Source organism: Paenibacillus sp. FSL R10-2778 (genome assembly GCF_038593035.1).
In the GTDB taxonomy this organism is placed as follows: Bacteria; Bacillota; Bacilli; order Paenibacillales; family Paenibacillaceae; genus Paenibacillus_AQ; species Paenibacillus_AQ odorifer.
This window is the reverse complement of record NZ_CP151956.1, coordinates 5,832,242-5,856,949: the sequence shown is the minus strand read 5'-3', so window position 1 is coordinate 5,856,949 and position 24,708 is coordinate 5,832,242. Positions and strand designations below refer to the sequence as shown.

The window sequence follows — 24,708 nt, the reverse complement described above, 5'->3', positions numbered from 1 at the left end:
GGAGTTCTCGTTTGTGCTTTTGTATATGTAATCCGGGTCTCTCTCGTCCCTCCTGGTGATGAGGAATTTAGGACCTACTAACCTTACTCTTCAGGCGCTGAACTATAGTTTAGCGCCTTTTTTCTGTAGTTTAGAGAGCACTTTCGACGGATATCCGTGTTATGCTTATCTTTGGTATAATAAAATAAGTAACGTTTCATTAATATGGAAGAAGGCTGGTAACCTCAATGAATCCAAATGAGAGTATATATGACAATCTAGGGGGGGCTGAAGCACTACATCGGTTGGTGGAAGTGTTCTATGCCAAGGTACAGCTTCATCCGCAGCTGGGACCCTTGTTCCCTGAAGATATTACTCCAGTTCTGGAGAAGCAATATCAATTCCTGACACAGTTTTTTGGCGGGGGTCCACTTTATTCGGAATTACATGGACATCCCATGATGAGAGCAAGGCATATGCATATTCCTATTACTCCAGAACGTGCTGAGGAGTGGCTACAATGTATGAAAGAGGCACTGGTGGAGACTGGAGTCGAAGAACCACTGCGTTCATTCGTGCTTAGCCGCCTTGCAGGTCCTGCACATCATTTTGTTAACATGCCCCAGGAATAACAAGGGACAGGTTGATCCTGAAAGGAATGAGAGTACTTGACAGAGTTAATACCCCTATATTCTATTAAGGTCAAGTGTTGCAACTGTGAAAATGAATTTTCAACCTCGCGGGTACGCCCTAGTCTAAAAAAGGCTATTCGGCGTGATGCTGATTTCTGCGCGTATTATAAAAATGAGAATCCGGATTATTATGTTGTACGGGTCTGCCCCAATTGCGGGTTTGCCTCCACAGAAAATTCGGCTGACAAGCTGACGGAACGCCAGCGCAAGGCATTTAATGAACAAGTAGGGAAACGCTGGAAGAGCCGGGACTTTGGAGAGAAACGAGACTGGGAAACTGCGCTCGAGACCTATAAGCTGGCGCTTTTATGTGCTCAGAGTATTAACGATAAAGATCGGATTATCGCAAGTCTGCTGCATCATATTGCTTGGCTCTATCGCTATCAAGGGGAGACTGAGCAGGAGAAGCGTTTTTTACGCTATTCTTTGGACGAGTATGTTAAGGTCTATGAAATAGATGGCATTGCCGGCAATGATGCCCGGCTCATGTACCTGATCGGCGAACTTAATCGGCGCATCGGAGAATACTCAGTGGCTGTAATGTGGTTCTCCCGTCTGATTAATGATCAGAAGATCATGGATGCGGCGATGATTCGAGCGGCACGTGAGCAGTGGGTTATTTTACGGGAGCAAATGCGTGCTGAGGCTCTAGATGTTGAAGTTGATATCGAAGGCTTGTCTTCAAGTTCATAATGTTTGCGAACAACAAAAAGCGCAGAAGAGAATTTAAATTCTCCTCTGCGCTTTGTAGAAAGAAAATGTTAGGATTTGCTTATCTGACAGCTCGATCGAACAAAAGGTAATCGCCGTCATTATCTATAACTGTAGGACTGGCGCTGCAGCAGGGGAAGACGAGCAGTTTTTTCTTGCCGTCACGAACGATTTGTAATTCTTTTGGCTTCATAGGCAGAAGCACATTCTCTGAGTTGCAGAATGGACAGTATTGCACATACATATCGCCTAGAATGATGTCATAAGGCCAGGTATGACTAAATGGAATCATTGTGAGTCCTTCCCAGAAGGAGTCTCTTCATTTTCGCCCTCAGTTTGTGGGGGATTTTCTTTTTTGGATAGCTCCGCTATTTTTTGTAGTAAAATATGTTGGGGCATATGCATCAAGTGTTCCAAAGGAACGCCTAGTTGCTTGGATAACGTAATGGCTGTTTCCGGTGAAATTTGTAGTGGCTTCATATGGATGCCCTCCTAAAGTTTATCGGCTATAAATGTTCAGATATCGTTATTCACTTTACCATGGTGTTAAGACAATTACAAAGAAAGTCAAATGAAAGCAAAGGAATGGTGAGTACACATGAAACAACCGTTATCACTGACTTGGGAACTTGATACTATTTTTCCGGGGGGTTCTTCGTCTGCAGAGTTAGAAGGGTTCTTGAGCAAGCTTGAAAAAGATATTTTATCCTTGCAAGGCTTTGTGAAGGATGCTGTGGCACCAACGGATGTTGCGTCTACAAAAGCATTGGATGAGGTTATAGCATTGCTTCAGAGCTGTTCAGGAAGACTTGTGGAGGTCACTTCCTTCGCAGACTGTCTAGGCGCTCAGAATCAGATGGACAAGGGTGCGGTAAGGCTGGCGGCCAAAGTGACAAGCATGCGCGCCGGATTCGAAGGGATCAGCTCGCAATTTAGCAATGTCCTTCGTCAGACTACGGACAAGGTATGGGCTGAGTGGATGGCTCGTCCAGAGATTGCTCCTTTAACGTTCGTACTGAGCGAGAGCCGTGATTTGGCCCGTGAGAAGATGAGCCCTGAGCTGGAAAGCTTAGCGTTGGAATTAGCTGTTGACGGATATCATGGATGGAGCGGGCACTATGATACGATTGTGAGCTCGATCAAGATCCCATTTGAGGATGAAGAAGGAACAAAGCTGCTATCTGCTGGTCAAGCTTTTAATAAGCTGGATGATCCAGATCCAAAAGTGCGTCAAACGATGTTCCATAAATGGGAAGAGGCTTGGACTGAAGCGGCAGACAATTGCGCGGATACCTTAAATCACTTAGCAGGCTTCCGCCTGAAGCTCTATAAGGGCAGAGGCTGGGACGATGTTCTGAAAGATCCGCTCAGCATCAATCGTATGACACAGGACACCTTAAATACGATGTGGGACGTGATTACGAATAGCAAACCTGTACTTGTGTCCTACCTTCAGCGTAAAGCCAAGCTGCTGGGGCTGGATTCTCTCTCATGGGTCGATGTCGAAGCTCCTGTAGGCAAATCCTCCGGCAAGATCCCTTATGATCAAGCTGCGAAGGATATCGTCACACAGTTCCGTAAATTTAGTCCTAAGATGGCTGAGTTTGCAGAGCGTGCCTTTGATAATAACTGGATCGAGGTTGAGGATCGTAATGGCAAACGTCCTGGTGGATTCTGTACTTCCTTCCCTGAGAGTAAAGAATCACGGATATTCATGACTTACAGCGGCACACCTTCCAATGTTTCAACATTGGCCCATGAGCTGGGACATGCTTATCATTCCTACCTGCTTGATGATCAACCTGTATTTAATCAGAATTATGCAATGAACGTTGCAGAGACCGCTTCAACCTTTGCAGAAGTGATTGTATCTGATGCTCAGGTTAAAGCTGCGGGCAATGCAGAGGAGAAGCTGGCTCTGCTTGAAACGAAGATACAGAACAGTGTGGCATTCTTTATGAACATTCATGCTCGATTCTTGTTCGAGACTCGCTTTTATGAGAAACGTAAGGAAGGCCTTGTAAATGCTGAGGAACTGTCTGCTCTGATGGTGGAAGCACAGAAAGAAGCTTTCTGTGGTGTGCTTTCTGAATATCATCCTCACTTCTGGGCGTCAAAGCTGCATTTCTATATCACAGATGTACCTTTCTATAATTTCCCGTACACCGTTGGTTATATGTTCAGTACAGGCTTATATCGTCTGGCATTACAAGAGGGAGCTTCCTTTGCAGACAAATATGATAGCTTGTTGCAGGATACCGGCGTGATGACATTGGAGGATTTGGTGCTCAAACATTTGGGAGTGGATCTGACAAAACCGGATTTCTGGCAAGGAGCTACAGATCTGATCGTGGCTGATATTAACGAGTTCTTGGAGATGACAGAGCATTTAGCGTGAAATGTCTAAAATAAGACAAATTTCAGGACACAAAAAATAACGGAATTTCAGTGTGAACACGCAAAGACCCCGGTTAAGGGGTCTTTTTTTAATGCTTAAATGTCGAAAACCCCCGGTTTATAAAAATTAATATACGAATGATCTATGAATTTTGCGCATTACTAGGGATAATAACCCAATTTTGTAGAATAATGTTGTTGGACGTATGTAAGGGGTCTATAATGAGCCTTGAGCCTTATAAAAGGCTTGCATGGAAGACAAATGAGCTCAGCTCAAAAAGCTTAAGTAAGCGCTTACTAAGCCGGCTTGTACGAAGAAAACTCGAAGTAGCTAAGCTCACAAAACGATATAAATCGAACCAGAAACTTGGGAAAAGGGGAAGGAGTGGCGAGGGGGATTTTGGAACTGTAAGAGCGGGAGCGACCGCCTTTGTCTCCGAATTTCACCCGCTATACGCGTAAGAATTCAAGAAATTTGGAGAGAACAGCGGCTGGAAGTCCAAACATTCCCCGCAGTGGCGACGGACCCTTAGCCCAAATATTTAGGGTTCGATTTATAAGACGAAGAAAACTCGAAGAAGCTAAGCTCACAAAACTTTTAGGAGGAAAGATATGCTTAAGACAGAACAGCTATCATTAGCAAGACAGATGGATTTGGTGTTTAGGGAACTGCAAGAGGAATTGTCAGGGCTATCTTCCGGTACGGTATTTGTGCAAATACGAAATAATACCATTGGCAAATTCGGCATACGTCATCACCCTTTAGCCGGTCGGGGGGGTGGATTCACAGAAGTGAAGGAAGGAATAACGGAGAGCCAGCAGTCTTCTTTTCGTCTAATGGCACTGGAGAGTCTGAAATACAAACGCCGTTGGACTCATGGTGAGATCAGCTATGAATTCGCTATAAGACAGGGCAAGCTAATCGTAGATGCTACGCTGGAGTCTAATTATAATATGGCGAATCTGATGATTCGATCTCCCCGTAATGCTTACGCCGAGAGTGCTGATCAATTTTTAAGTTAAACGTTTTACATAAAAATTGTTTGCAGCTGGGACTATAGGCTATAAATTAGAAAAACCTCCCACAGCTTCTGGAAGAAGTGTGAGAGGTTTGAAAGCTAGTCGGCAATAGGCTTTTTAAGACCTCTGCCGGATAAAACACTTAAGATAACGATGTTACTGACGACCGGACAGTTGTTGTTCTGCCAGTTGTACTAGACGTTTAGTGATGTAACCTCCCAAAGAACCAGTTTCGCGGGAAGTGTAGTTCCCGTAATAACCGTCAGCTGGGATCGTTACTCCAAGCTCTTGTGCTGCTTCATATTTCAATTGTTGCAACGCTGCATTTGCTTGAGGAACTACAAGGTTATTGGAACGGCTGCTACGACCTTGACCTGCTTGACCCATGTGTGTCACCTCCTTCGCCCGTTGTGAAGATAGTATGAGCGCTAAGTGGCTAATTCATGCATGCTATCGAAAGGTTTTAAGGATGGTAATTATTAGTCGATTAAAAGTAAGGGTAGAAAGCCCAAATAACTAAGCTCGCACAAAAAATCGGCCTTCTCTTACGTAAACGCAAGGGAAGACCGATATAATGTATATCTGCTTTAATTCTCGGGATAGATCATTTCCAGCATAGTGGACAGCTCAAGACTTTGACCTGGTTCTACCTTCAGCAAGCCCGTGAAGGAAGGGTCATCGGAAACGTTAGGAGCATCCGGGAGCCAGGTGTACGGTTCGATGCACAGAAATTGATCGGCCGGCCCTTTGGTATACAGGACCCAGTGGCGGAAATGATTCTCGTCAGCTGTATAACGAAGACCATAACCATCATCGCGTAATAGCAAGGCTTCTACGGGCTGCTTGTCACCAATACGTAGAGCAGTATCAAAATTAGTTCCCTGGAGGTTGATTCCAGAGTTTAGTGAATCTAGATCACCAAGTGGAATTAGATTGCCGCTAGGGAGCAATTCATGGTTTAGTTCATAAATGCTGTTTACGGGCAGCTTGAGATTCCAGCGTTCAGGTTCTCCATCGATCATAAACCAGGTGTGATAACCGATCCCAAAGGGAATACGATGATCGCCGAGATTTGTAACCTTTAAAGTCTGGCTGAGCCGGGCATCCTGAAGCCTGAATGTCATTTCGAATTTGAGTGGAATGGGAAATTGCTCCATCCAGTGCGGATCATCTTCAGTAAGGAATTCAGTAGTGACTGCACAACCGTCCTCGTCTTCTTCAATATCGCTGACACACCAGGATTGAGTCCGGTGTAGACCATGGATATGATTGTCACCAGCGGTATTCTGGTCAAATTGATAACTTGTACCCTCGAATTGAAATTTTCCTTTACGAATTCTTCCGGGTGGAATTAAGAGCGGGATGCCAAAATGGTAAGGTTTTTGCATAAAGAAAGCTTGATCGCTTTCATCAGGCCGCCGCAGAATTTCCCGTTGTTCTTTTACATCAAACAATGAAATCACGTTGTTTCCTAGTCGCGGCAAAAGCGTGACTTCCAGTTCGCGGCTGTGCAAAATATAAGTATCATAACCGCCCCACTGCCCTTTGGTCACCTGTTTCATGAGATATGCTCCTTTATCGTAACTGTAATCGAATAGAACATGGATAACCTTATCATAACAGATTTATGCGGAAGTGGTTAAGTGATTTGACAACTTCTCTTTATGGTTCTATGATGAAGGCATTAAATTATGATGAGAATGTGATGACGGGGACAAGTAGACAGGAAATGCACCTTCAGAAAGCCGGTGGTTGATGCGAACCGGTAGGACACTCCTGATGAATGGACCCCTGAGCGCCGCGCTTGAACGGGAGCAAGATGCCCTAGTAGACCGGCCGGATCTTCCCCGTTAAAGGAAGACTAAGGCTGTTTCCCTTTGACTATATAAGGGTTAAGCAGCGAATAAGGGTGGCACCACGGTCTCACGTCCCTTGCGGATGAGGCTTTTTTTGCGTTCTCGGAAATTGGAAATCACATCTAACGGAGGTCTATATTATGTTGAAAAAAGTAATGTCAGGCATACAACCGAGCGGTTCTCTAACTTTGGGTAACTATATCGGAGCGCTGAAAAATTTTGTGAAGCTGCAAGACGATCATCAATGTTTCTTTATGGTTGTCGATATGCATGCGATCACCGTTGCTCAAGATCCTGCGGCACTGCGTGAGCAGTCTGAAGCTGTAGCTGCACTCTTTATCGCGGCAGGAATTGATCCTGTGCGTTCGAATGTATATATGCAGTCTCATGTGCCTCAGCATGCGGAATTGGGCTGGATCATGACTACGCTAACGGCAATGGGCGAGCTTGAGCGTATGACACAGTTCAAAGATAAATCATCAGGTAAGGATTCAGTTGGCGCGGGCCTATTCGTATATCCTTCTTTAATGGCAGCAGATATTCTTGTTTATAATGCGGATCTTGTGCCAGTAGGTGAAGATCAGAAGCAGCACTTGGAGTTGACCCGTGATTTAGCTGGCCGATTCAATAACCGTTTTGGCGAATTCTTTACGATTCCTGAACCGTATATCCCTGAAGTGGGCGCACGCATTATGTCTCTGGATGATGGCACTAAAAAAATGAGCAAGAGCAGCCCGAATGCAGGCAGCTATATTGCCCTGTTGGATTCGCCGGATGTGATCCGTAAAAAAATCAGCCGCGCAACGACTGATTCTGGACGTGAAGTGATCTTTGATCCGGCTAACAAGCCAGAGATTAGTAACTTGATGAGTATTTACTCGGAATGTTCTGGAATGTCCCTTCAGCAAATTGCCGATCGTTATGAGGGACAAATGTATGGTGGCTTTAAGAAGGATCTTGGGGAAGTGGTTGTATCCACACTTGAGCCTTTGCAACAAAGATATCATGAAATTCGCAGTTCAGGTGCGATCACTGATATTCTTGCCGAAGGTGCTGAACGCGCACGTATTGTTGCAGCTGAGACGTTGAATGGCGTAAAAGAGCGGATGGGCTTTCTGCCAGCTCGTTAATCTTAGTCAGAGCTTAAGCTTTCCTGTTTGCGTCTAATTCTGGCTTTGAGGATAAATCCCCAGCCAATATTCATTACGCAAAGAAAACCAAGCAGAAGTGCCAGCCAGAAGCTATAGCTGATCGCGATTGAAGCGGCAGTGAGAATAAGAATAGAAGAACAAGCGAACCAAAGTGAGAGTCCTTTACCCATTAAGAGCCTTCCTTTCCGTGTCTGCTAAAATGAATCCCGGAGTATTATAAAATACTCCGGGATTTTTTGTGATTATAGAATAGATCTCTCAGTAAGTCTACAGTTTCATCGTAAAGAACCAGGGTCGATGGAAAATCGTTTGTCGAGCTTATCACTGCTAAGCCAGCCTACATAAGTATTTAAAGGTTTATATTGGTTATCCATAACTAATACAGCCACAAAAGGGTATTGTTTGCGGTGTAAATAACGAACGTCTCCCCAGCGCACCATATATCCTGAAGGAAGTTCCTCCACTTCGGCAACCGCATAAGAGGTGAAATATAGAAAGGACTGAATATCTGGATGCGACTTGGATATTTCCACAGCGGGATGATTCGAGCAGACCGCATGTTTGAACCATTCCAGACGGTTGTTCAGTAGCTGCCCTACGTCATAGCTGCCGTCTTTTTTCACTTTAACTACGTTCCAGCGTTTAAGTGAAATTGTAGGGATTACAATATAACGTTCACCAGCATTATGGTGTATATCTTTAAGCTTGATGTTTCGTGTAAGGCGGGCATGAACAACCGTTCTCCAAATATAATAAAGAATGGTACAGGCATAAAGCGTAATAAATAAAGGTTTGGGCGGCACAATCCCAGTGATCCAGAGTAGAATAGCTGCGATATGGCTGCCAAAAATAAATGGATCGAAAATGTGGATGATATTCCAGGCAATCCATTTCTCAGTAAATGGACGGGCGGCCTGGGTTCCATAGGTGTTAAACAGATCAGAGAAGACGTGCACGCCTACGCCTATGAAACCCCAGAGTGCAACATGGCTTAAAGCTGCCAAATCAGTAAATCCAAACAGAGGCCCTAAGACTAGGGCAATCAGAGCGGGCCACAAAATTAGAAAAGGCAAGGAGTGTGTGATTCCCCGGTGATTACGAATATATATTGCATTGTCCTTTAGTCTTAATGCGGTATCGGCATCAGGAGCTTGTGAGCCTAAAATCGTAGCCAGCATAACGGCCCCGGCCAGTTTAGGGTCAGAAGCAACGACAGGATCTACGAATGAAAGTCCGGCTAACCCTATGCCCATAACTAAATGTGTAGCGGTGTCCATTGGTCAGTTCTCCTTTGTTGTTCGGAAGTACATTATTAATAATTACCCAAATACAGCTTAGGTTATTAACGGGCTGGAAATAAATATTGTCACGTAATTGTCAAATTCATGAACATACTGTGCCATGACTGTCAAAGTCTCCTCGGGTTTGATATGATAAAGTTAACAGCGAAGTCTATTTAGTGCTTCGGCTAGAACGTTAGAAGTTCGTTTAGAAGGAGGATCATTTGGTGTGGATAATCATATAACATTTCAAGCTTCTTCCGATTCTGCAGCTATGTCTGCAAAATCTCCACCGGAAGGTGCAAGTTGGCGTGATTTCATTACCGTAACAAAACCCGGTATTATCCGATCTAACCTCATCGCTGCCTTTGCAGGATATTGGCTGGCTTCAGGTTGGGATGTTCAATACGGCAGATTAGTTCTGACACTGCTCGGTACAATGCTGGTTATGGCTTCGGCCTGTGTTTTTAATAACTATTTCGACCGTGACCTGGACATGAAGATGGAAAGAACGCGCGATCGGGGGCTTCCTACAGGACGACTGAAACCCAAAACCGTATTGCTGTATGCTATTGGGCTAGGGATTGCGGGCTTGATTGTACTGTTTGCTTTTTCCGGAGTTTTAGCCGGTCTGTTCGGGATTGTAGGGATGTTCGTTTACGTTGTAGTATACACCCTTTGGTTGAAACGGACATCAACATGGAGCACTTCAGTAGGTGCGATCTCTGGAGCTATGCCACCGGTAATTGGCTACGTTGCAGTTACGGGAACAGTTGATCTAGGGGCTTGGCTGATGTTTGCGATGTTGTTTCTGTGGCAACCTCCCCATTTCTGGGCACTCGGGATTAGACGTAAAGAAGAATATAGAGCCGCTGGATTTCCGCTGCTGCCTGTAGTCAAAGGAACACGTCGTACGAAGTTTCAAATGATTCCTTATGTAGCACTGTTGCTGCCTATTCCAGTGTTAATGTACGCCTACGATTATGCAGGCATTTTTTATCTGGTGATTTCAACAGCGCTGTCCTTAGCTTGGTTAATCATAACCTTGATGGGCTTTGCAGCAAAAGATGACGAAGTCTGGGCGAAGAAGAACTTCCTCTTCTCCATTAACTACCTAACGGTAAGTTTGATCGTACTTGTATTGAATACGATTCACGGTTAAGAAGAGGGAGGGTATTATTGTCCGTGCAGACCTTTAAGCGTTATAAATGGACCTGGATTCTACTATTGCTTGCTTTGGTAATGGCTGGTTATCTGGCAGTTAATTCTTTGAATTTAGGAAAAGAAAAACTGCCGGTAATCGGTGAAGTGCAGGACTTTTCACTTGAAAATGTGGATGGAGACCAGATTACTCTGGCTGATACACAAGGTAAGGCGCGGCTGGTATACTTTTTTTTCACACAATGTCCGGATGTATGTCCTATAACTACGTTTCTGTTATCTCAGACGCAGAAAATTCTGGTCGACGATGGCAGCTTTGGAAAAGATACGGCGTTCGTCTCCATTTCTTTTGATCCAGAGAATGATACGCGTGAAGCCATTAAAAGCTTTGCGGACCGTTTCCAGGCAGATTATAAGGGTTGGTACTTCTTACGGGGGGATCAGGAAGTCATTCGTAAGCTGGCAACTGATTCTTTTAAAGTACTAATTGCAGGGAATAGTAAAGAAAATTTCGTACATGCCAATCGCATAGCATTGGTTGATCGGGACAATCGTCTCCGTGCATTGTATGACGCAGGGGATACGGATAACATAACGCCTGAATTTCTTGCCGATAGGCTGAATGAATTGGCTCGTGAATAGAACATAACCGCATAACAGAAACGCCTTTTTCGAATCCCATTTATTGAAGGATAACGAAAAAGGCGTTTTTAATTTCTTAGGCAATATATCGCGAATCAAAAAGGAATAGGTTCAGGGTAAATGATGAACTCTTCCAGACCCGCTTTTTCAAGCTGATTAATATTGTATTCATCTGGAGTGCCTTCCACTCCGGCATAACCCCGGCGTGTATAGATGTGACCAGCATCGGGAAAGGCATCGCGGAGAATCCCGCGTATTTTTTTGCCTGAACTGTCGTTATCCATATAAAGATATACTTCTCCATCTCCTGCTTTTTGTCGCAGGGACTCGAGTTTGAGCGTATTTAATGTACCAAAGGTACAGAGGATTTCGACTTCCGGTACCAGCACGCGTCGTAATCTGCTGCGATCGTTTTTGCCTTCGACAATAATCGTAATGGACATTTGCTGACAATCACCTCCGGAAATGAAGCCTGAACTTACAGACTTATTATAGTTTACCGAAGGAGGAGCAGTTTTAACAACTGTTTCTACAGGAAAATCTTCATTCCCCGGGAAATGTCGTAAAAACAATGAATCATGCGGCCCGCCCATTCCATTTGGAAGAGTAGGTAGACAGCTTGGTTGAATTTTTTGGCGGAAGCAGTAATAGTGCAACCATTAGCAATAGAAAGGCAATGAAATAAGGCGAAACAACGGCTCTTAATTGTCCTGCGGCCACAGGGCCTGCGAATGCGCCTAGTGACATGGCTATCGACTGCATGGAGAAGGTGCGTCCCATACGTCCTGGTCCACCTAGACTAATAAAGAGCGATGCCATTGCAGGAAATAATATTCCTTTAGCTGCACCCAGCATAAAGAGAATAACGGAAGCGGGAATGCTGTGAAGTGAGGCAAGCGCAAAAAAACAAAGGGCCATTCCTAGCAAGGCCACGGCTATTCTTCCTCCTGGGGAAAAGCGGTTCAGGAAGAACAAACTGAGTGTTACCAAAGCCCCTAAGCTAAGGAGCGATAAAAGAATGCCTGTGGAAACAATGCTATTACTTCCGGTCTGAGATAGAGGAAGTTCAAAGAACAGAACCCCTTGTGAACAAGAAACGAAAAAAGGCAGCAGATAATAACGTTTGGAAACTGGATTGGCATCGGATATAGGGACCGAAGGAAGATCCTGTTTTTTTAAAGGAGGTGCTGCAGAGTTTACAGGGCGTACTAAACGCCGGGCAGGTGCCGGTACACTGAAAAAAGCCATGATGCCTGTAGCGATAAGCAGCCATCCCAATGAGGTGAAGGTGCCGGAATAGCCAGCTTTAGCTACGATAAAGGCCCCCGCTGCCGGGGATACCACTGAAGCTAAGGTATGAACGATACCATGTCCGGACATATATTTCCCCTGCTCAGTAGCATCAGATGATAATGAAGCCAGCAAGGTCATGCACGCTGGAGAGAGGAAGGCGAGCGCGAACCCGCTTGCTGCTCGTAGCATCAGCAAATGCCACGGAAGCTGAGCATGAGCCTGCAGCAGTAGAATGGCTCCCGCAGTAACAAGGCTAAAGACGATGTAGCGGCGGCTGCCATTACGATCGACGAGTACGCCTGCGAGCAAATTGCCAGGAAGATGGGTTAACGAATACATGCCCATCATCCAGCCAATAAAGGCGGGTCCCGCACCAAGAGAGATGGCAAAGGGCGTTAGAATAGGATACTGTGCATGTAAATCAAAAAACGCCAGAAAAAGAAACAGGTACAGCCACAGCGCAGTTTTCACAGGGAAACACCTCCGAGAGCCACCTACAATAAAGATTAATGCAGGAAGGCGGATTTTAAGAAGATCAAATTTAAGCAACTACTTGTACTTTACGTGGGACAGAGAAGGCTTATACCGCTTTTTTAATTCCTATAAGCAGGTATACCTTTCTCTGGCTGTGGAACCATGAATTATGATGGGCATTCATGTATAATAATTAATATTGGCGTCATGTCTATAGAGGAGATAATCCTTAGGACGAAACTAGGTGATAGGGGTGTTGTGAGGTTGATGGATCCAGAGGTGTGGTCACAGTTTATTAGAGAGAATTGGTTAGTTATTGTTATTGCGCTCATTCTGTTGTTCGCGGTTGTTAATTTGGTCAAAACGATGTTGAAATGGGCGATTGTCATTATTATCGTTGTAGGTCTATTCATCTATAGTGGTGTGACAATGGACCAAATTGGTAACGCTGTGAATAAGGTGGCAGATGGAACGGTAAGTACGGTGAAGAAGGAAGCACAAGAGGTTATGCTTAAAGAGGCGCAGGATGCGAAGTACACTTCAAATGGTGACGGAACATTTACGATTACAACTCCGAATATTGAAGTGAAAGGTACTACTGGCGAAGATAAGGTAGAGGTTACTTTCCGCGGAGTTAGTCTTGGGAAGTGGAGTATTACTGATACCACACAAACATTTATCGAGGAAGCTCGGAAACATCAATAAACGGCTTCAGTTTAAATCATTATCAAAAACAAGCAAGCGGGCGACTGAAAGGGGAGATCGGATATGATAAACGGTTGGTTGACTAGTCTGAGTGATGCAAATATCATCTCCATCGCCCTCCTGCTGGTAGTAGTCTTTTCACTATTGCAAGGCTGGAGCAGAGGGTTCTCAAGTGCCACCGGAAGATTATTCGGTCTGCTGGGAGCAGGACTGTATACAATAGCTTCTTTGGTGCTGGCCATTCCTGCTGCGGCTTATCTCAATCCTCATGTACAGACTTGGGCAGCAGGAATAAGTCTGCCTGATAAACAGCTGACCCAGTGGCAGCAAATTTATTATACGGCTGTGTCTGTGCTGGCGGAATCGCCGCTGGTGCGGTTTCTATTGTTGTTATTGCTCTCTTATATCTTAATTCGTGTGCTTCTGGGATTGTTGTCTATGCTGCTCCCATTCCATCAGCTACGGCGCACCAAGACATTTAAGGACAGAAAGATTACGCAAGTAAGCCGTATGGGCGGAGCTATCATAGGATTAATTATAGGATTGACTCGTGGTTTAATTATTGTGCTTGCTCTCTTCATTTGTGTTGGCCTAAATCCAGAAAGTCAATTTAGCCGTTATGTGGAATCTTCTCCGATCTACAGTCAAAGCGCTGCCGCTGTATTTGAGCCCTTTGTTGGGGAGACAGTGCAGAAAAAGCTGCCTATTCTGACGAAGACCGTTGCAGCTGAGATGAATGATATCCTGCGCAGAAAATATGAAGTTATTGATCATGACATTCCACAAGATATTGTGGGTGCGGCTGAAGATATTATTGGACAAGCGCAAGGAGACGAGAAGAAAGCCAGACTACTGTATGATTGGGTAGGAACACGAGTAACTTATGATTACGCCAAAGCGGAAAATTATGAAAAAAATAGAATTTGGCATGAACAGACCCCGCAGGATACCTTCGACACACGCATAGGGGTATGTATTGATTATGCACGTCTTTATGCTGTAATGGCCCGCTCCCAAGGATTGCAGGTGCGCGTTGTAACGGGTCAAGGCTATGATGGTCGAGGCGGGTATGGCGCACATGCCTGGAATGAAGTTTATATAAGTGACCGGCAAGCTTGGATTCCATTGGATCCCACTTGGGCGAGCAGTGGGGATTGGTTTAATCCGAAGGATTTTGACGATACGCATATTAGGGAGAACGCACTCTGAGTGAGGGCGCCGCACTCCTTCCGTGTGGTACAATAAACTCATACCAACCGCTCTAACACAAATGCGAGTGCAATGCTCACAATCAGCTTCTTAGAAATCACCTTCATTATAAGAGCAATGTCGCTGGCTAAGGCAATTCAGACATTATTTTTATATAGAAGGGAAGAAAGCTGGTGAGCTTTGGGAAGCAGCTCCCGCCTGCGGACGGGAAATCTTCGAAACATTCTGTAGGTCTGAGATTGAATCTGTTTTTCTTTGGCACTTTTTTTATTTTTTGTATCATTATTGTGCGTCTTGCAGGTTTGCAGTTTACTGAGGGAGCTTTGCTGACAGAAGAAGAGATCAAACGGGATACGAAGTTTGTTCCGCTGGCAGCCATGCGAGGGATTATTTTTGCTGCCGGGGGTGAGCAGATAGCCTATTCTACACCTGTTGAGTCGCTCTATCTTACCCTAAATAAGGAATATACAGCTAAAACTACCGATAAAGTAACGGGTGAAACCTCACTAACGGAAAAAGCGAAAAATAAGTCTAATTACCTTGCAGCAAGATTAGTAGCGGAGTTTGAGAAATATGGAAGTGCAGATGCCCCTAAGTTAACGCAGCAGGACGTGCTGGATTTACTTGATCTGGACTTTAAAAAGTATCTGGGTTATGTACCGCGTCGTATAAAAGCAGGGCTAACTTCAGAAGAAATAGCTTATTTCATGGAACACAAGGATGAATATCCAGGCATTACCATTGTGGAAGAAAGTGTACGCCACTACGATAAAGATACGGTAGCTGTGCAGACGGTGGGTTTTGGTAAACCTTTTAAATCAACCGAAGACATAGCGATGTACAAAAATATTCGTAGTGCAATGAAAGACAATTCTTCACCGGGACTTATGTATAAAACGGAAGAATATGTAGGATTTGATGGTCTGGAAATGCAGTATCAACGCGAACTGCGCGGAGAAAATGGTTATCAGGTCATTTCGGTCACTCCTCAAAATATGGCGGAGAAGGTAGAACAGACCGTTCCCCCTGTAAAAGGCAATAACATTTGGATGACCATTAATAAGAATGTTCAGATGAAGACTGAACAGGCTATATTGGATCAGATTAAATGGCTGCATACCAATGCTGTTCAAGGCGAAACTCATCCTGATGCTTTAACAGGTTATGCAGTAGCAATGGAAGTAGAGACTGGGAATATTGTCGCTATGGCGAGTATGCCTGATTACGATTCGAATGTATGGACAAAGGACTCGCTGCCTACATCTGTCTGGAATAAAATTATGAATAATCATCTGAATGGTACAATTACCTCGAATTCTTCCGGGAGATCGGGTCATGATTTTAGCTCACTTGTATTCTTGGGATCGACCATTAAACCGTTAAGTGTATTAATTGGTTTAAATGAAGGATTTTTTAACACCTCGAGCACCTATCCCGATGTGGGGATTACCTATTTCGGTAAGGATGATAAATCATCGGTTAGAAATTCATCAGGTCACGTCTATGGAAAACTGTATCCGGCTGATGCTATCAAGCAATCCTCTAACGTATTTATGGTAGATATGGTCGGAAAGCAACTATACAAGAAATACCTGGGGGATAAAGGTGTAGAGGTCTGGGACGAATATATGAAAAAGTTCGGACTGGGTGTGTCAACACAAAGTGGTCTTCCCGGTGAATCACCAGGTCAGATTAACTATACAGATTTCAAGGCTGCAGGGAGCTCACAGGCCGCGCTCGTCTACGCATCTTTTGGCCAGCAAGGCAGTTATACTACATTACAGCTTGCCCAGTATGCTACTACACTTGCAAATGAAGGTGTGCGAATTAAACCGCAGCTTGTAAGTAAGATTACTGATGCGCAAGGTAAGGTGGTTAAGGAATTTAAAAAAGAAGTGCTTAATAGCGTAACTTTTGATAAATCGTTCTGGAGAGAAATCAAACAGGGAATGAGCAGTAAAGTTAGTGCTTTTGACGATTTTCCTTATGATTTTGCCCGTAAGACAGGAACCTCTGAAAAAACGGATAGAAAAAATATAAACCGTGATAACGGGGTCTTTATTGCCTTTGCTCCACGTGAGAATCCGAAGCTGGCTGTAGCGGTTGTGATTCCGGAAGGCGGCTTTGGCTCCAATAGTGCAGCTCCGGTTGCCCGTAAGATTTTTGATGCTTATGATTGGGAATATGGGCTGGATGGGGTTCCGAAGAAGAATATTCCACCTGTGGCAGATCCCGTTCAAGAACAATAAGCTTAAATTAGAGAAAAAGGAGAGAAAAACTGTGAGTTTTTTCCGTAAGCAGGCCTCACCTCCTGACGAGACCAGCAGCAAAAGTTCCATTGGCCTGCGACTCAACGTGTTTTTCTTTAGCACGTTCGTTATATTTTGCGTAATCATCATCCGACTAGCTGTTCTGCAGTTCGTGGAAGGTCCAACTTTAACTGAGGTAGAGACGAGTAGAGATACTAAAAATGTACCGTTAGCTTCCATGAGAGGGGTTATATACGCTGCAGGTGGTGAGAAGCTAGCTTATTCCACACCTGTTCAATCGCTGTATATCACACTCAATAAAGAGTATACGGCTAAGGAAACAGATAAAGTCACCGGTAAAACAACGCTGACCCCAGAGGCTAAGGCCAAGTCTGATGCATTGGCAGCCAAGCTGGTAGCTGATTTCAATAAATATGGGGATCCAAATGCAGAGAAGATGACGGAGAAAGATGTAATTGATGCGTTGGATTTATATTTCCGTAAATCACTTGGCTTTATGGCACGGCGAATTAAGGCTGATCTGACTACTGAAGAAGTTGCTTATTTCATGGAACATAAAGGAGAATATCCGGGGCTTGAGATTGTCGAGGAGAGCATTCGTCATTACGATAAAGATACGGTTGCTGTACAGACGATTGGTTATATCAAACCCTTCAAATCCGCGAACAGTCTTAATATTTATAAAAACATTCTAAGTGCTATGAAAAACAATCCGGAGCCAGGGCTAACGTATAAGGATGATGAATTTGTTGGATTCGATGGGCTGGAGCTGAAATATCAGCGTGAGCTTCGCGGGCAAAACGGCTATCAGGAAATTTCCGTCAATCCACAGAATATGGCGGAGAAAATTGAGCGTGTCGTTCCGCCTGTCAAAGGAAATGACATCTGGACAACGATTAATAAGAACGTTCAGATGAAGACAGAACAGGCGATAACAGATCAGCTCAAATGGTTGCACTCTAATACCGTACAAGGCAGAACGCATCCGAATGCTTTAACGGGATATGCAGTAGCGATGGAAGTAGATACTGGCAATATTGTTGCTATGGCGAGTATGCCTGACTATGATACGAATGTTTGGACAACGGGTTCTTTATCTGCAGATGTCTGGAACAGTATTATGGATAACTATCAGAACGGCACGATAACTCCTATTTCTTCAGGAACCTCAGGGAATGGACTAAGATCTGTATTGCTTCTAGGTTCAACGATTAAACCTTTGAGTGTACTCGTGGGCCTGAATGAAGGGTTGTTTTCAACTTCATCGTATTATCAGGATAAAGGTTTTGCGACTTTTGGTAAGTCTGGGCATGAAACGAAGGTAAGAAACTCTTCTAACCACGTATATGGTTCTTTGGATCCTGCTAGAGCCATTGAGAAATCCTCGAATGCATTTATGGTCGATATGGTCGGTAAAAGATTGTATGACAAATATAAAAGCAAGGGGATAGACATCTGGGATGTCTATATGAAAGAGTTCGGCCTTGGTGTATCTACGGGAATTGACCTGCCAAATGAATTCTTGGGTCAAAGAAACTATACCAATATAGAAGCTGCTGGTAGTGCGCAGTCCGCACTGGTCTATGCCTCTTTCGGACAACAAGGAAGTTATACAGTAATGCAGCTTGCACAGTATGTTACAACACTTGCTAATGAAGGACAGCGGATTAAACCTCAATTGGTTAGCAAAATTACTGATGCAGATGGAAATATAGTCAAAGAGTTTAAACGTGAGGTGCTTGATGAAGTAACAAACTTCGATAAGTCCTACTGGAATGAAATTAAGCAGGGGATGCGAAGTGAAGTTAGTGCTTTTTCTGATTTCCCTTATGACTTTGCCCGTAAGACGGGAACCTCTCAGCAAGTAGCTAAGGGTGAAATTCGCGATAATGGGGTATTTATTGCATATGCTCCACGTAATAATCCTAAGTTGGCTGTGGCGGTTGTAATCCCTGAAGGTGGTTTTGGTTCACAAAGTGCGGCACCAGTCGCACGTAAAATATTTGATGCCTATGATTGGGAATATGGCCTTGATGGAGTTCCAAAGAAAAGTCTCCAGTCTGGCAATAATACTAATGATAATGCGAAGGAGGGAGAGACTACAGGTACCGAGTAACTCTGACCCTATGGCCTAAGATTTAAAAAAAATAAACAGCTTCTCAAATGAGAGCATACAAGAATGGAGGGGTGGCAAATGATTGCCAAATACCGCCTGCTTGCATTGGATATGGATGGAACCCTACTGAATGATGAACAGATAATTACACCCACAACGGTGGAATGGATTCAAAAGGCGGTCAACGCAGGCGTTCATGTCTGTCTGTCGACAGGCCGGGCATTTGTAAGTGCCTTACCCTATGCAGAGCAGCTAGGTTTAGAGACACCGATGATCACTGTGAACGGCAGTGAGGTGTGGAGAGCGCCACATGAAATATACCGGAGATCACTAATGGATCCCAAGCTGGTACAAGAAATGTATGATCTTGCAAAAGCAGATGACATCTGGTTCTGGGCTTATTCTCTGGACGAAGTTCTTAAACAGGATAACTGGGATGGGGATGTAACGGGTAGAGAATGGCTTAAATTCGGTTATCACACTGAAGATGATGAGCTTCGTCATAAGCTGTTGCTTCGTCTTCAAGATATGGGTGGACTGGAGATTACGAACTCTTCTCCGCACAATCTGGAGATTAATCCTCTAGGCGTGAATAAGGCAGCAGGAATAAAGGAAGTCTGCAAGCTGCTGGGAATAGAAATGTCGCAAGTTGTAGCTGTGGGCGACAGCCTTAACGATCTGGCGGCGATCCAGCAGGCTGGGCTTGGGGTTGCCATGGGCAACGCGCAAAAGACGGTTAAACAAGAGGCTGATGTTGTGGTGGCGACCAATAATCAAGACGGGATTGCCGAGGTCATCCAAAAGTATATCTTTACCGAAGCTGCAGCCTCTGTAGGCAGCAAATAATAAAAGCAGTACTGCGAAGTGAATCCATGGAGCATTATGCTAGTAGGAGGTTAAGGAATTGACGATCCTGGGTTGGATTCTTATCATTGTTTTGTTTGCTGTAGGATTGGCAGGGGCTGTATATCCCATACTGCCGGGTGCGTTAGCGATCTATCTTGCCTTTTTTGTATACGGCTGGTTTTTTTCTTTTGAGCCCTTTGGGGTTTGGTTCTGGATTATTCAAACACTGATCGTTGTAGTTCTTTTTGTTGCTGATTATGTTGTAGGAGCGTGGGGTGTCAAAAAATTTGGCGGATCACGTTCATCGATTATCGGGAGCACGATCGGGCTGATCTTGGGACCTTTTGTTATTCCAGCTTTTGGTCTTATCATTGGACCATTTCTAGGGGCTTTTATTGGAGAATTGATAGTGGGATCTTCCCCGTCTAAAGCTGCTAAGGTAAGTGTTGGCTCCATACTCGGCTTATTTAGCAGCACCTTGGTCAAAATCGTGTTGCAGGTAATTATGGTCGTCCTCTTTTTTATATGGGTCGCCCGGTTTTAATTTAACAGTGAAGAAGGGGAAAGAGTTTGTCCAAGAAAGAGTCTTTTGTTAAAGGCACGCTTATCCTTGCTGCTGCAGCTTTGGTGGCAAGGGTACTCGGGCTTGTCCAGCGTGTGCCGCTGGAGCATTTATTTAATGATGTTGGTAATGCTTCATTTACACAGGCAAACACAGTTTATTTAATGTTATTACCGCTGGCTACAGCAGGGATTCCAAGTACATTAAGTAAAATGGTATCTGAGCGTTATGCACTGAATAGACCAAATGAAGCTCAGCAGGTGTATCGGGCGGCATTAATCTTTGGTGTTGTAGTTGGCGTAATTATGAGCGCATTGTTATACATAGGTGCTCCTTATTATGCAGAATATGCAAAAGTTCCTGAAAGTACTTTGGCGATCCGGGCCATAGCTCCGGCACTCCTACTCTTCCCTTCTATTGCAATGATGCGTGGTTACTTTCAAGGGCGGAATAATATGATGGCTGGTGGCATCTCTCAAATTGTGGAGCAGATCGCGAGGGTATCTACCGCTGTTCTTCTGGCATTTGTATTGTTACAAAAAGGGTACGACAACACGTGGATGGCTGCTGGTGCATCATTCGGTAGTGTATTTGGTAGTGTTGGTGCGTTTGGTGTAATGCTCTATTACGCTATGAAATTACGGCGTAGCGAGGGGCAAACTGCGTTATACGAAACGAATGAAGCGAAGCTTCCTCTATTTGGAATTTATAAGGATATATTTAAATTATCCATTCCTATCGTTCTATCTTCAGTTACGGTTCCAGTAGTGAACTTTATTGATACATCTTTAATTGTACCGTTACTGAGTGGACAAGTTGGTGTAGCTGATGCCACACGTGCTTTGGGTATTTTCGGGAGTCGGGCACAGAGTGTCGCCGGGATTCCACCGGTTCTTTCTATAGCACTGAGCACATCACTTATACCAATTATTTCAGCTGCATATGCCCGTCGGGATGAAAAACATCTAAAAGGGCAAGTGACGTTAGCACTTCGAATCTCTATTTTAACAGGAGCACCGATTGTTCTATCACTCGTAGTTGCTGCATATTCAGTTAATGGTCTCTTGTTCAGTAGTTTAGATGGCAGTGGTATCGTAGCCATGCTTACTTTAGGAACGATCTTTCAGATTACGATGATGACAACGAACTCTATTTTGTTAGGTATGGGCAAATCGCGAATTTCCATGTATTATGTGTTAGCGGGTATTATTGTAAAATTAGTGGCAAGCTTATTACTTAGTAAGGTATTTGGCATCTACGGAATTATCGGTGCAACAGCACTTTGTTTCGTGGTCATTACTTTGCTTAACTTACGGATGCTGAAATCGATTGTGCCATTTGAAATTATGGGCAAACGTTGGGGCGGTTTCGTGATTGCGGTACTTGTGTCCGGCGGGATTGGTTATGGCTTGAATGAGGCTGGGATTCTGTTAACAGATCTGATGCCTGCACGTTTGGCGTTTCTGATCACTTGTCTAGTTGTAGGAGCAGCCGTTGTTGTTATTTATCTAGTACTGCTTATTGTGCTGGGTGTGCTGACTAAACAGGAAATCTCCAGTTATCCGCGGGCGCTGCAAAAATTATTGAATCCGCTGATGAAGTTACAGCCTGCACGTGTTCGTATGAGAGAATAGGTTTGACTTCTACACTGCATTTTGCTTCACTTAAAGAGTAGAAAATAGACAGATATTGAAGAAGGGACTGAGTAAATCATGGACAAAATTAGTTCTCCTGCTGAATTTCAGGTAGCCATTCAATCACCTCGATTAACAGTGGCCATCTTCAAGGCTGACTGGTGCTCGGATTGCAAATTTATCGATCCTTTTATCCCAGAGGTAGAGCAGGCTTATGCAGACCGCCTTACACTGGTTGAGGTAGATGTTGATGCCGTGGGCGATGTTAGTCAAGAACAAAATATTATGGGTATTCCAAGCTTCGTCGCATATTCGGATGGACGGGAATTGGTTAGATTCGTTAATAAATTGCGCAAATCCCGTGAAGAGATTGAGAATTTCCTTGATAAAGCGGTCCAAGTGCATCAAAGCCTTCAAAAGTAATTCCTAAGGAACCACCGCTTTCGCCTGTTTGTGCAAAAGCGGTGGTTTTTTGAAATATAAGTCTGGCTGCTTCTTCATTACTAAAAACTGCGGGTGATATTTTTGACGACAAATCAGTTGAAATGGCTTAGTTATCTTACTTGCCTTATCATGTTCCTTGCTGTACTCGGAGGAGCGGTAGTGACGAAGACTGGATCGGGCTTGGAATGCGGAAATGAATGGCCGCTCTGTCATGGGAAATTAATTCCGGCTTATACTATAGGCTCGATGATTGAATACACCCATCGCTTGTTTAGCGGTTTGGCAGGGTTATTCTCACTTGCCTCGATGTTTGCTTTTTGGCGTTATGCCCGTACTCGGCGCGATTTGCTGGGATATGCATTTATGACTTTATTATTCGTCATCGTTCAAGGTGGTATGGGAGCGCTTGCAGTAATTAAATCTCAATCCGCCGCTGTAATGGCGCTGCATATGGGTTTTTCTTTGATCGCCTTTTCGAGCGCTATGATGTTGGCTCTTGGAACCAAGAGATGGCATGAAGCACGCGAATATGATCATAAGCTGGAGGCTCAAAAGAAGCCCGTAAGTAAGGCTTTTCGCAATTTAACCTGTTTTACTGCCATCTATTCTTATATTGTCGTGTATATTGGAGCCTTTGTAAGTCATACGGATTCACAAGGCGGGTGTTCGGGTTGGCCGCTTTGTAATGGAGAATGGGTTCCGGAGCTTTCCGGAGGAGTAGGTGTTGTTTTTACGCATCGGATTGCGGCTTTAATCTTATTCATGCTTACTGCGCTGCTCGGGCATTTGGCATTTTGGAAACATAAGGATTATCCAGAGCTTAGAGCGCTAGGTATAGCTGCAGTACTGTTATGCTTGATGCAGGTATTTAGTGGGGCGGCTGTGGTTTACACTCTAGATAATGAAAGGCTGTACATATTTGCCGCTTTGGCTCATATTTTGCTGATTGCCAGTTTGTTTGGTGTCTTATGTTATATGAGTGTAAGAGTCTGGCAGCTAAATCGCGCGAGTAGTGTCGTGTCTGGAAAAAATGTAACGAACCCAATGATTCCACCGCCTTGGTAGAACATTCCCTCCGTGGATAGAGGCGCTTCACCCGCGGAATAATAAAGTGGAAATCGGTATATCGTGGAGCTGATTGGCCGATGCTTACGTCGCGAGTTTTGTACGAAGCAGTCCATGGAAGCAGACGCTGAACAAAACTTTAGGAGGACTGGGATATGCTGCGGGTATTACTTGGAGAGCCGCCTCGAAAGAACAGCGGTGTGTTGGCTGATGCGATGGAGAATATGGCCACTTTTGCAGCATTGCTGCGCAAGGAAATGAGTGCCCATGAGGATAATGACCATGAATACCGCAAGCTGGAGATTTGGACACGTGGGCTGATTTCCTCTCTGGATGAACTGGAGCAAAGTTGGTTCGCAGCCGCTTTTTACCGGAAATTAGTGATTGCGGGTTATATGGATGATATGACACCGGTGGAACAGGGCGATTATGCACGTTATGTTTATTTTTATAAAGATGGCTTTATCCGGGTTTTCTCTCTTCTGGACAAGCTTGGGACGGTACTGAATCATTTTTATGATCTCAAAACATCCAAATTAAAAACGCACTTTTCTTATTTTACAGTGCTGCGTCAGCTTCAATTATTGAATGTGCATCCTGCATTAGCGGATCAACTGGAAGAGATTAAGAACTCCTACCGCGATCCATTGGAGAATTTACGCAAGCGCAGAAATGCTGAAATTCATTATATGAATTCCGAAATGCAGGATGATTTGTGGCAGCGGCACCAAGGTCTGCATGACAAAATTCAGCTCGAGGATTTGGATAGCCATCTTGAGGATTTAAAACAATCGCTCGAAATGAACTGTAAGACATTAATCGCGGCATTCAGCTACAGCAATGAACAGCTGCGTAAGGAAATAAGCAAGGCAAAGAGCATAAAATCGTAATCGTTCAATATATTTCCTTTTGACAAAAATAGATAAACTCACTATACTTATGCTTGCATTAAAGTATGTACGATTTCAGAAAAAATATAATTTCATAACTTTATCTTATCGAGAGCGGCGGAGGGATAGGCCCGATGAAGCCCGGCAACCGATTTGTATCCAGCGCGGGAAGCGTTGTACAAATGTCATGGTGCTAATTCCTACAATGGCGCAGGTTGCGGTCGTTGGCAGATGAGAAGGCATTGTCTTAATAAACCCACAGAGCCTCTTGCGATCTGCATCGATCGTTAGAGGTTTTTTTGTATAGAATA

General features: G+C 44.3%; 25 protein-coding genes, 1 riboswitch and 1 other annotated feature. Of the genes, 17 read left to right on the top strand and 8 right to left on the bottom strand.

Annotated elements, in window-relative coordinates; genetic code table 11:
* Positions 1 to 227 precede the first annotated feature (227 nt).
* Both NST40_RS26280 and NST40_RS26275 read left to right on the top strand, forming a co-directional pair.
* The gene (locus NST40_RS26280) at positions 228 to 611 is read left to right on the top strand and encodes a globin (RefSeq protein WP_076134176.1); all 384 of its coding nucleotides are present in this window, start codon (positions 228 to 230) and stop codon (positions 609 to 611) included.
* A gap of 36 nt (positions 612 to 647) precedes the next feature.
* Positions 648 to 1,364, top strand: a complete 717-nt coding sequence (locus NST40_RS26275) for a DUF2225 domain-containing protein (protein ID WP_036685310.1) — start codon at positions 648 to 650, stop codon at positions 1,362 to 1,364.
* A 79-nt stretch (positions 1,365 to 1,443) separates the two neighbouring features.
* Here the strand turns inward: NST40_RS26275 and NST40_RS26270 are convergent, their stop codons facing one another.
* Positions 1,444 to 1,674: a hypothetical protein gene (locus NST40_RS26270; RefSeq protein ID WP_036685307.1), complete on the bottom strand. Its 231-nt coding sequence runs from the start codon at positions 1,672 to 1,674 to the stop codon at positions 1,444 to 1,446.
* The gene (locus tag NST40_RS26265) at positions 1,671 to 1,862 is read right to left on the bottom strand and encodes a YycC family protein (RefSeq protein WP_036685305.1); all 192 of its coding nucleotides are present in this window, start codon (positions 1,860 to 1,862) and stop codon (positions 1,671 to 1,673) included. The genes NST40_RS26270 and NST40_RS26265 overlap by 4 nt, the downstream gene beginning before the upstream one ends.
* A 118-nt stretch (positions 1,863 to 1,980) precedes the next feature.
* On the opposite strand from NST40_RS26265, the gene NST40_RS26260 reads away from it, so the two are divergent.
* Positions 1,981 to 3,780: a M3 family oligoendopeptidase gene (locus NST40_RS26260; protein ID WP_076184769.1), complete on the top strand. Its 1,800-nt coding sequence runs from the start codon at positions 1,981 to 1,983 to the stop codon at positions 3,778 to 3,780.
* A gap of 611 nt (positions 3,781 to 4,391) precedes the next feature.
* Entirely contained in the window at positions 4,392 to 4,802 is a 411-nt protein-coding gene (locus NST40_RS26255; protein WP_036685297.1) for a hypothetical protein, read from the top strand.
* Between the two features lie 153 nt (positions 4,803 to 4,955).
* Here the strand turns inward: NST40_RS26255 and NST40_RS26250 are convergent, their stop codons facing one another.
* A complete protein-coding gene (locus NST40_RS26250; RefSeq protein WP_036685295.1) occupies positions 4,956 to 5,186 on the bottom strand; it encodes an alpha/beta-type small acid-soluble spore protein in 231 nt (76 codons plus the stop codon).
* A 200-nt stretch (positions 5,187 to 5,386) separates the two neighbouring features.
* Positions 5,387 to 6,361, bottom strand: a complete 975-nt coding sequence (locus NST40_RS26245; protein ID WP_342410136.1) for an aldose 1-epimerase — start codon at positions 6,359 to 6,361, stop codon at positions 5,387 to 5,389.
* 134 nt (positions 6,362 to 6,495) lie between these two features.
* Positions 6,496 to 6,735: a binding site (T-box leader), on the top strand.
* Positions 6,736 to 6,798: 63 nt separating this feature from the next.
* On the opposite strand from NST40_RS26245, the gene trpS reads away from it, so the two are divergent.
* Positions 6,799 to 7,785: a tryptophan--tRNA ligase gene (gene trpS, locus NST40_RS26240; protein ID WP_036685592.1), complete on the top strand. Its 987-nt coding sequence runs from the start codon at positions 6,799 to 6,801 to the stop codon at positions 7,783 to 7,785.
* 2 nt (positions 7,786 to 7,787) lie between these two features.
* Here trpS and NST40_RS26235 read toward each other — a convergent pair whose 3' ends face one another.
* Together NST40_RS26235 and NST40_RS26230 are read right to left on the bottom strand one after the other, a co-directional pair.
* A complete protein-coding gene (locus NST40_RS26235) occupies positions 7,788 to 7,976 on the bottom strand; it encodes a hypothetical protein (protein ID WP_036685291.1) in 189 nt (62 codons plus the stop codon).
* 105 nt (positions 7,977 to 8,081) lie between these two features.
* Positions 8,082 to 9,083: a metal-dependent hydrolase gene (locus NST40_RS26230; RefSeq protein WP_076218717.1), complete on the bottom strand. Its 1,002-nt coding sequence runs from the start codon at positions 9,081 to 9,083 to the stop codon at positions 8,082 to 8,084.
* Between the two features lie 232 nt (positions 9,084 to 9,315).
* On the opposite strand from NST40_RS26230, the gene cyoE reads away from it, so the two are divergent.
* Together cyoE and NST40_RS26220 are read left to right on the top strand one after the other, a co-directional pair.
* On the top strand, positions 9,316 to 10,248 hold the full coding sequence (gene cyoE / locus NST40_RS26225; protein WP_036685285.1) for a heme o synthase: 933 nt from the start codon (positions 9,316 to 9,318) through the stop codon (positions 10,246 to 10,248).
* 23 nt (positions 10,249 to 10,271) lie between these two features.
* Positions 10,272 to 10,889, top strand: a complete 618-nt coding sequence (locus NST40_RS26220) for an SCO family protein (protein ID WP_036685589.1) — start codon at positions 10,272 to 10,274, stop codon at positions 10,887 to 10,889.
* A 95-nt stretch (positions 10,890 to 10,984) separates the two neighbouring features.
* On the opposite strand, the gene NST40_RS26215 is transcribed toward NST40_RS26220, so the two are convergent.
* Both NST40_RS26215 and NST40_RS26210 read right to left on the bottom strand, forming a co-directional pair.
* Entirely contained in the window at positions 10,985 to 11,332 is a 348-nt protein-coding gene (locus NST40_RS26215) for a DNA primase (RefSeq protein ID WP_076218721.1), read from the bottom strand.
* Positions 11,333 to 11,465: 133 nt separating this feature from the next.
* Positions 11,466 to 12,653: an MFS transporter gene (locus NST40_RS26210; RefSeq protein ID WP_076277558.1), complete on the bottom strand. Its 1,188-nt coding sequence runs from the start codon at positions 12,651 to 12,653 to the stop codon at positions 11,466 to 11,468.
* 270 nt (positions 12,654 to 12,923) lie between these two features.
* Here NST40_RS26210 and NST40_RS26205 point away from each other — a divergent pair, with 270 nt between their 5' ends.
* The 10 genes from NST40_RS26205 to NST40_RS26160 all read left to right on the top strand — a co-directional run bounded on the left by NST40_RS26205 (position 12,924) and on the right by NST40_RS26160 (position 24,397).
* On the top strand, positions 12,924 to 13,361 hold the full coding sequence (locus NST40_RS26205; RefSeq protein ID WP_076127990.1) for a hypothetical protein: 438 nt from the start codon (positions 12,924 to 12,926) through the stop codon (positions 13,359 to 13,361).
* A gap of 63 nt (positions 13,362 to 13,424) precedes the next feature.
* Entirely contained in the window at positions 13,425 to 14,570 is a 1,146-nt protein-coding gene (locus NST40_RS26200) for a transglutaminase-like domain-containing protein (protein ID WP_342410135.1), read from the top strand.
* A gap of 173 nt (positions 14,571 to 14,743) precedes the next feature.
* Entirely contained in the window at positions 14,744 to 16,819 is a 2,076-nt protein-coding gene (locus tag NST40_RS26195; protein ID WP_256719070.1) for a penicillin-binding transpeptidase domain-containing protein, read from the top strand.
* Between the two features lie 31 nt (positions 16,820 to 16,850).
* Positions 16,851 to 18,956 (top strand): penicillin-binding transpeptidase domain-containing protein, encoded by a 2,106-nt coding sequence (locus NST40_RS26190; RefSeq protein WP_076218712.1) that lies wholly within the window; start codon positions 16,851 to 16,853, stop codon positions 18,954 to 18,956.
* Positions 18,957 to 19,034: 78 nt separating this feature from the next.
* Positions 19,035 to 19,802, top strand: a complete 768-nt coding sequence (locus tag NST40_RS26185) for a Cof-type HAD-IIB family hydrolase (RefSeq protein WP_036685270.1) — start codon at positions 19,035 to 19,037, stop codon at positions 19,800 to 19,802.
* 58 nt (positions 19,803 to 19,860) lie between these two features.
* The gene (locus NST40_RS26180; RefSeq protein WP_038573189.1) at positions 19,861 to 20,346 is read left to right on the top strand and encodes a DUF456 family protein; all 486 of its coding nucleotides are present in this window, start codon (positions 19,861 to 19,863) and stop codon (positions 20,344 to 20,346) included.
* Between the two features lie 26 nt (positions 20,347 to 20,372).
* On the top strand, positions 20,373 to 21,998 hold the full coding sequence (locus tag NST40_RS26175; RefSeq protein ID WP_076279677.1) for a polysaccharide biosynthesis protein: 1,626 nt from the start codon (positions 20,373 to 20,375) through the stop codon (positions 21,996 to 21,998).
* Between the two features lie 78 nt (positions 21,999 to 22,076).
* Positions 22,077 to 22,421 (top strand): thioredoxin family protein, encoded by a 345-nt coding sequence (locus NST40_RS26170; RefSeq protein WP_036685265.1) that lies wholly within the window; start codon positions 22,077 to 22,079, stop codon positions 22,419 to 22,421.
* A gap of 102 nt (positions 22,422 to 22,523) precedes the next feature.
* Positions 22,524 to 23,507: a heme A synthase gene (locus NST40_RS26165; protein ID WP_076277562.1), complete on the top strand. Its 984-nt coding sequence runs from the start codon at positions 22,524 to 22,526 to the stop codon at positions 23,505 to 23,507.
* Between the two features lie 155 nt (positions 23,508 to 23,662).
* Entirely contained in the window at positions 23,663 to 24,397 is a 735-nt protein-coding gene (locus NST40_RS26160) for a Cthe_2314 family HEPN domain-containing protein (protein ID WP_076178960.1), read from the top strand.
* A 102-nt stretch (positions 24,398 to 24,499) separates the two neighbouring features.
* Positions 24,500 to 24,635, top strand: a riboswitch (SAM riboswitch).
* The last annotated feature ends 73 nt before the right edge of the window (positions 24,636 to 24,708 follow it).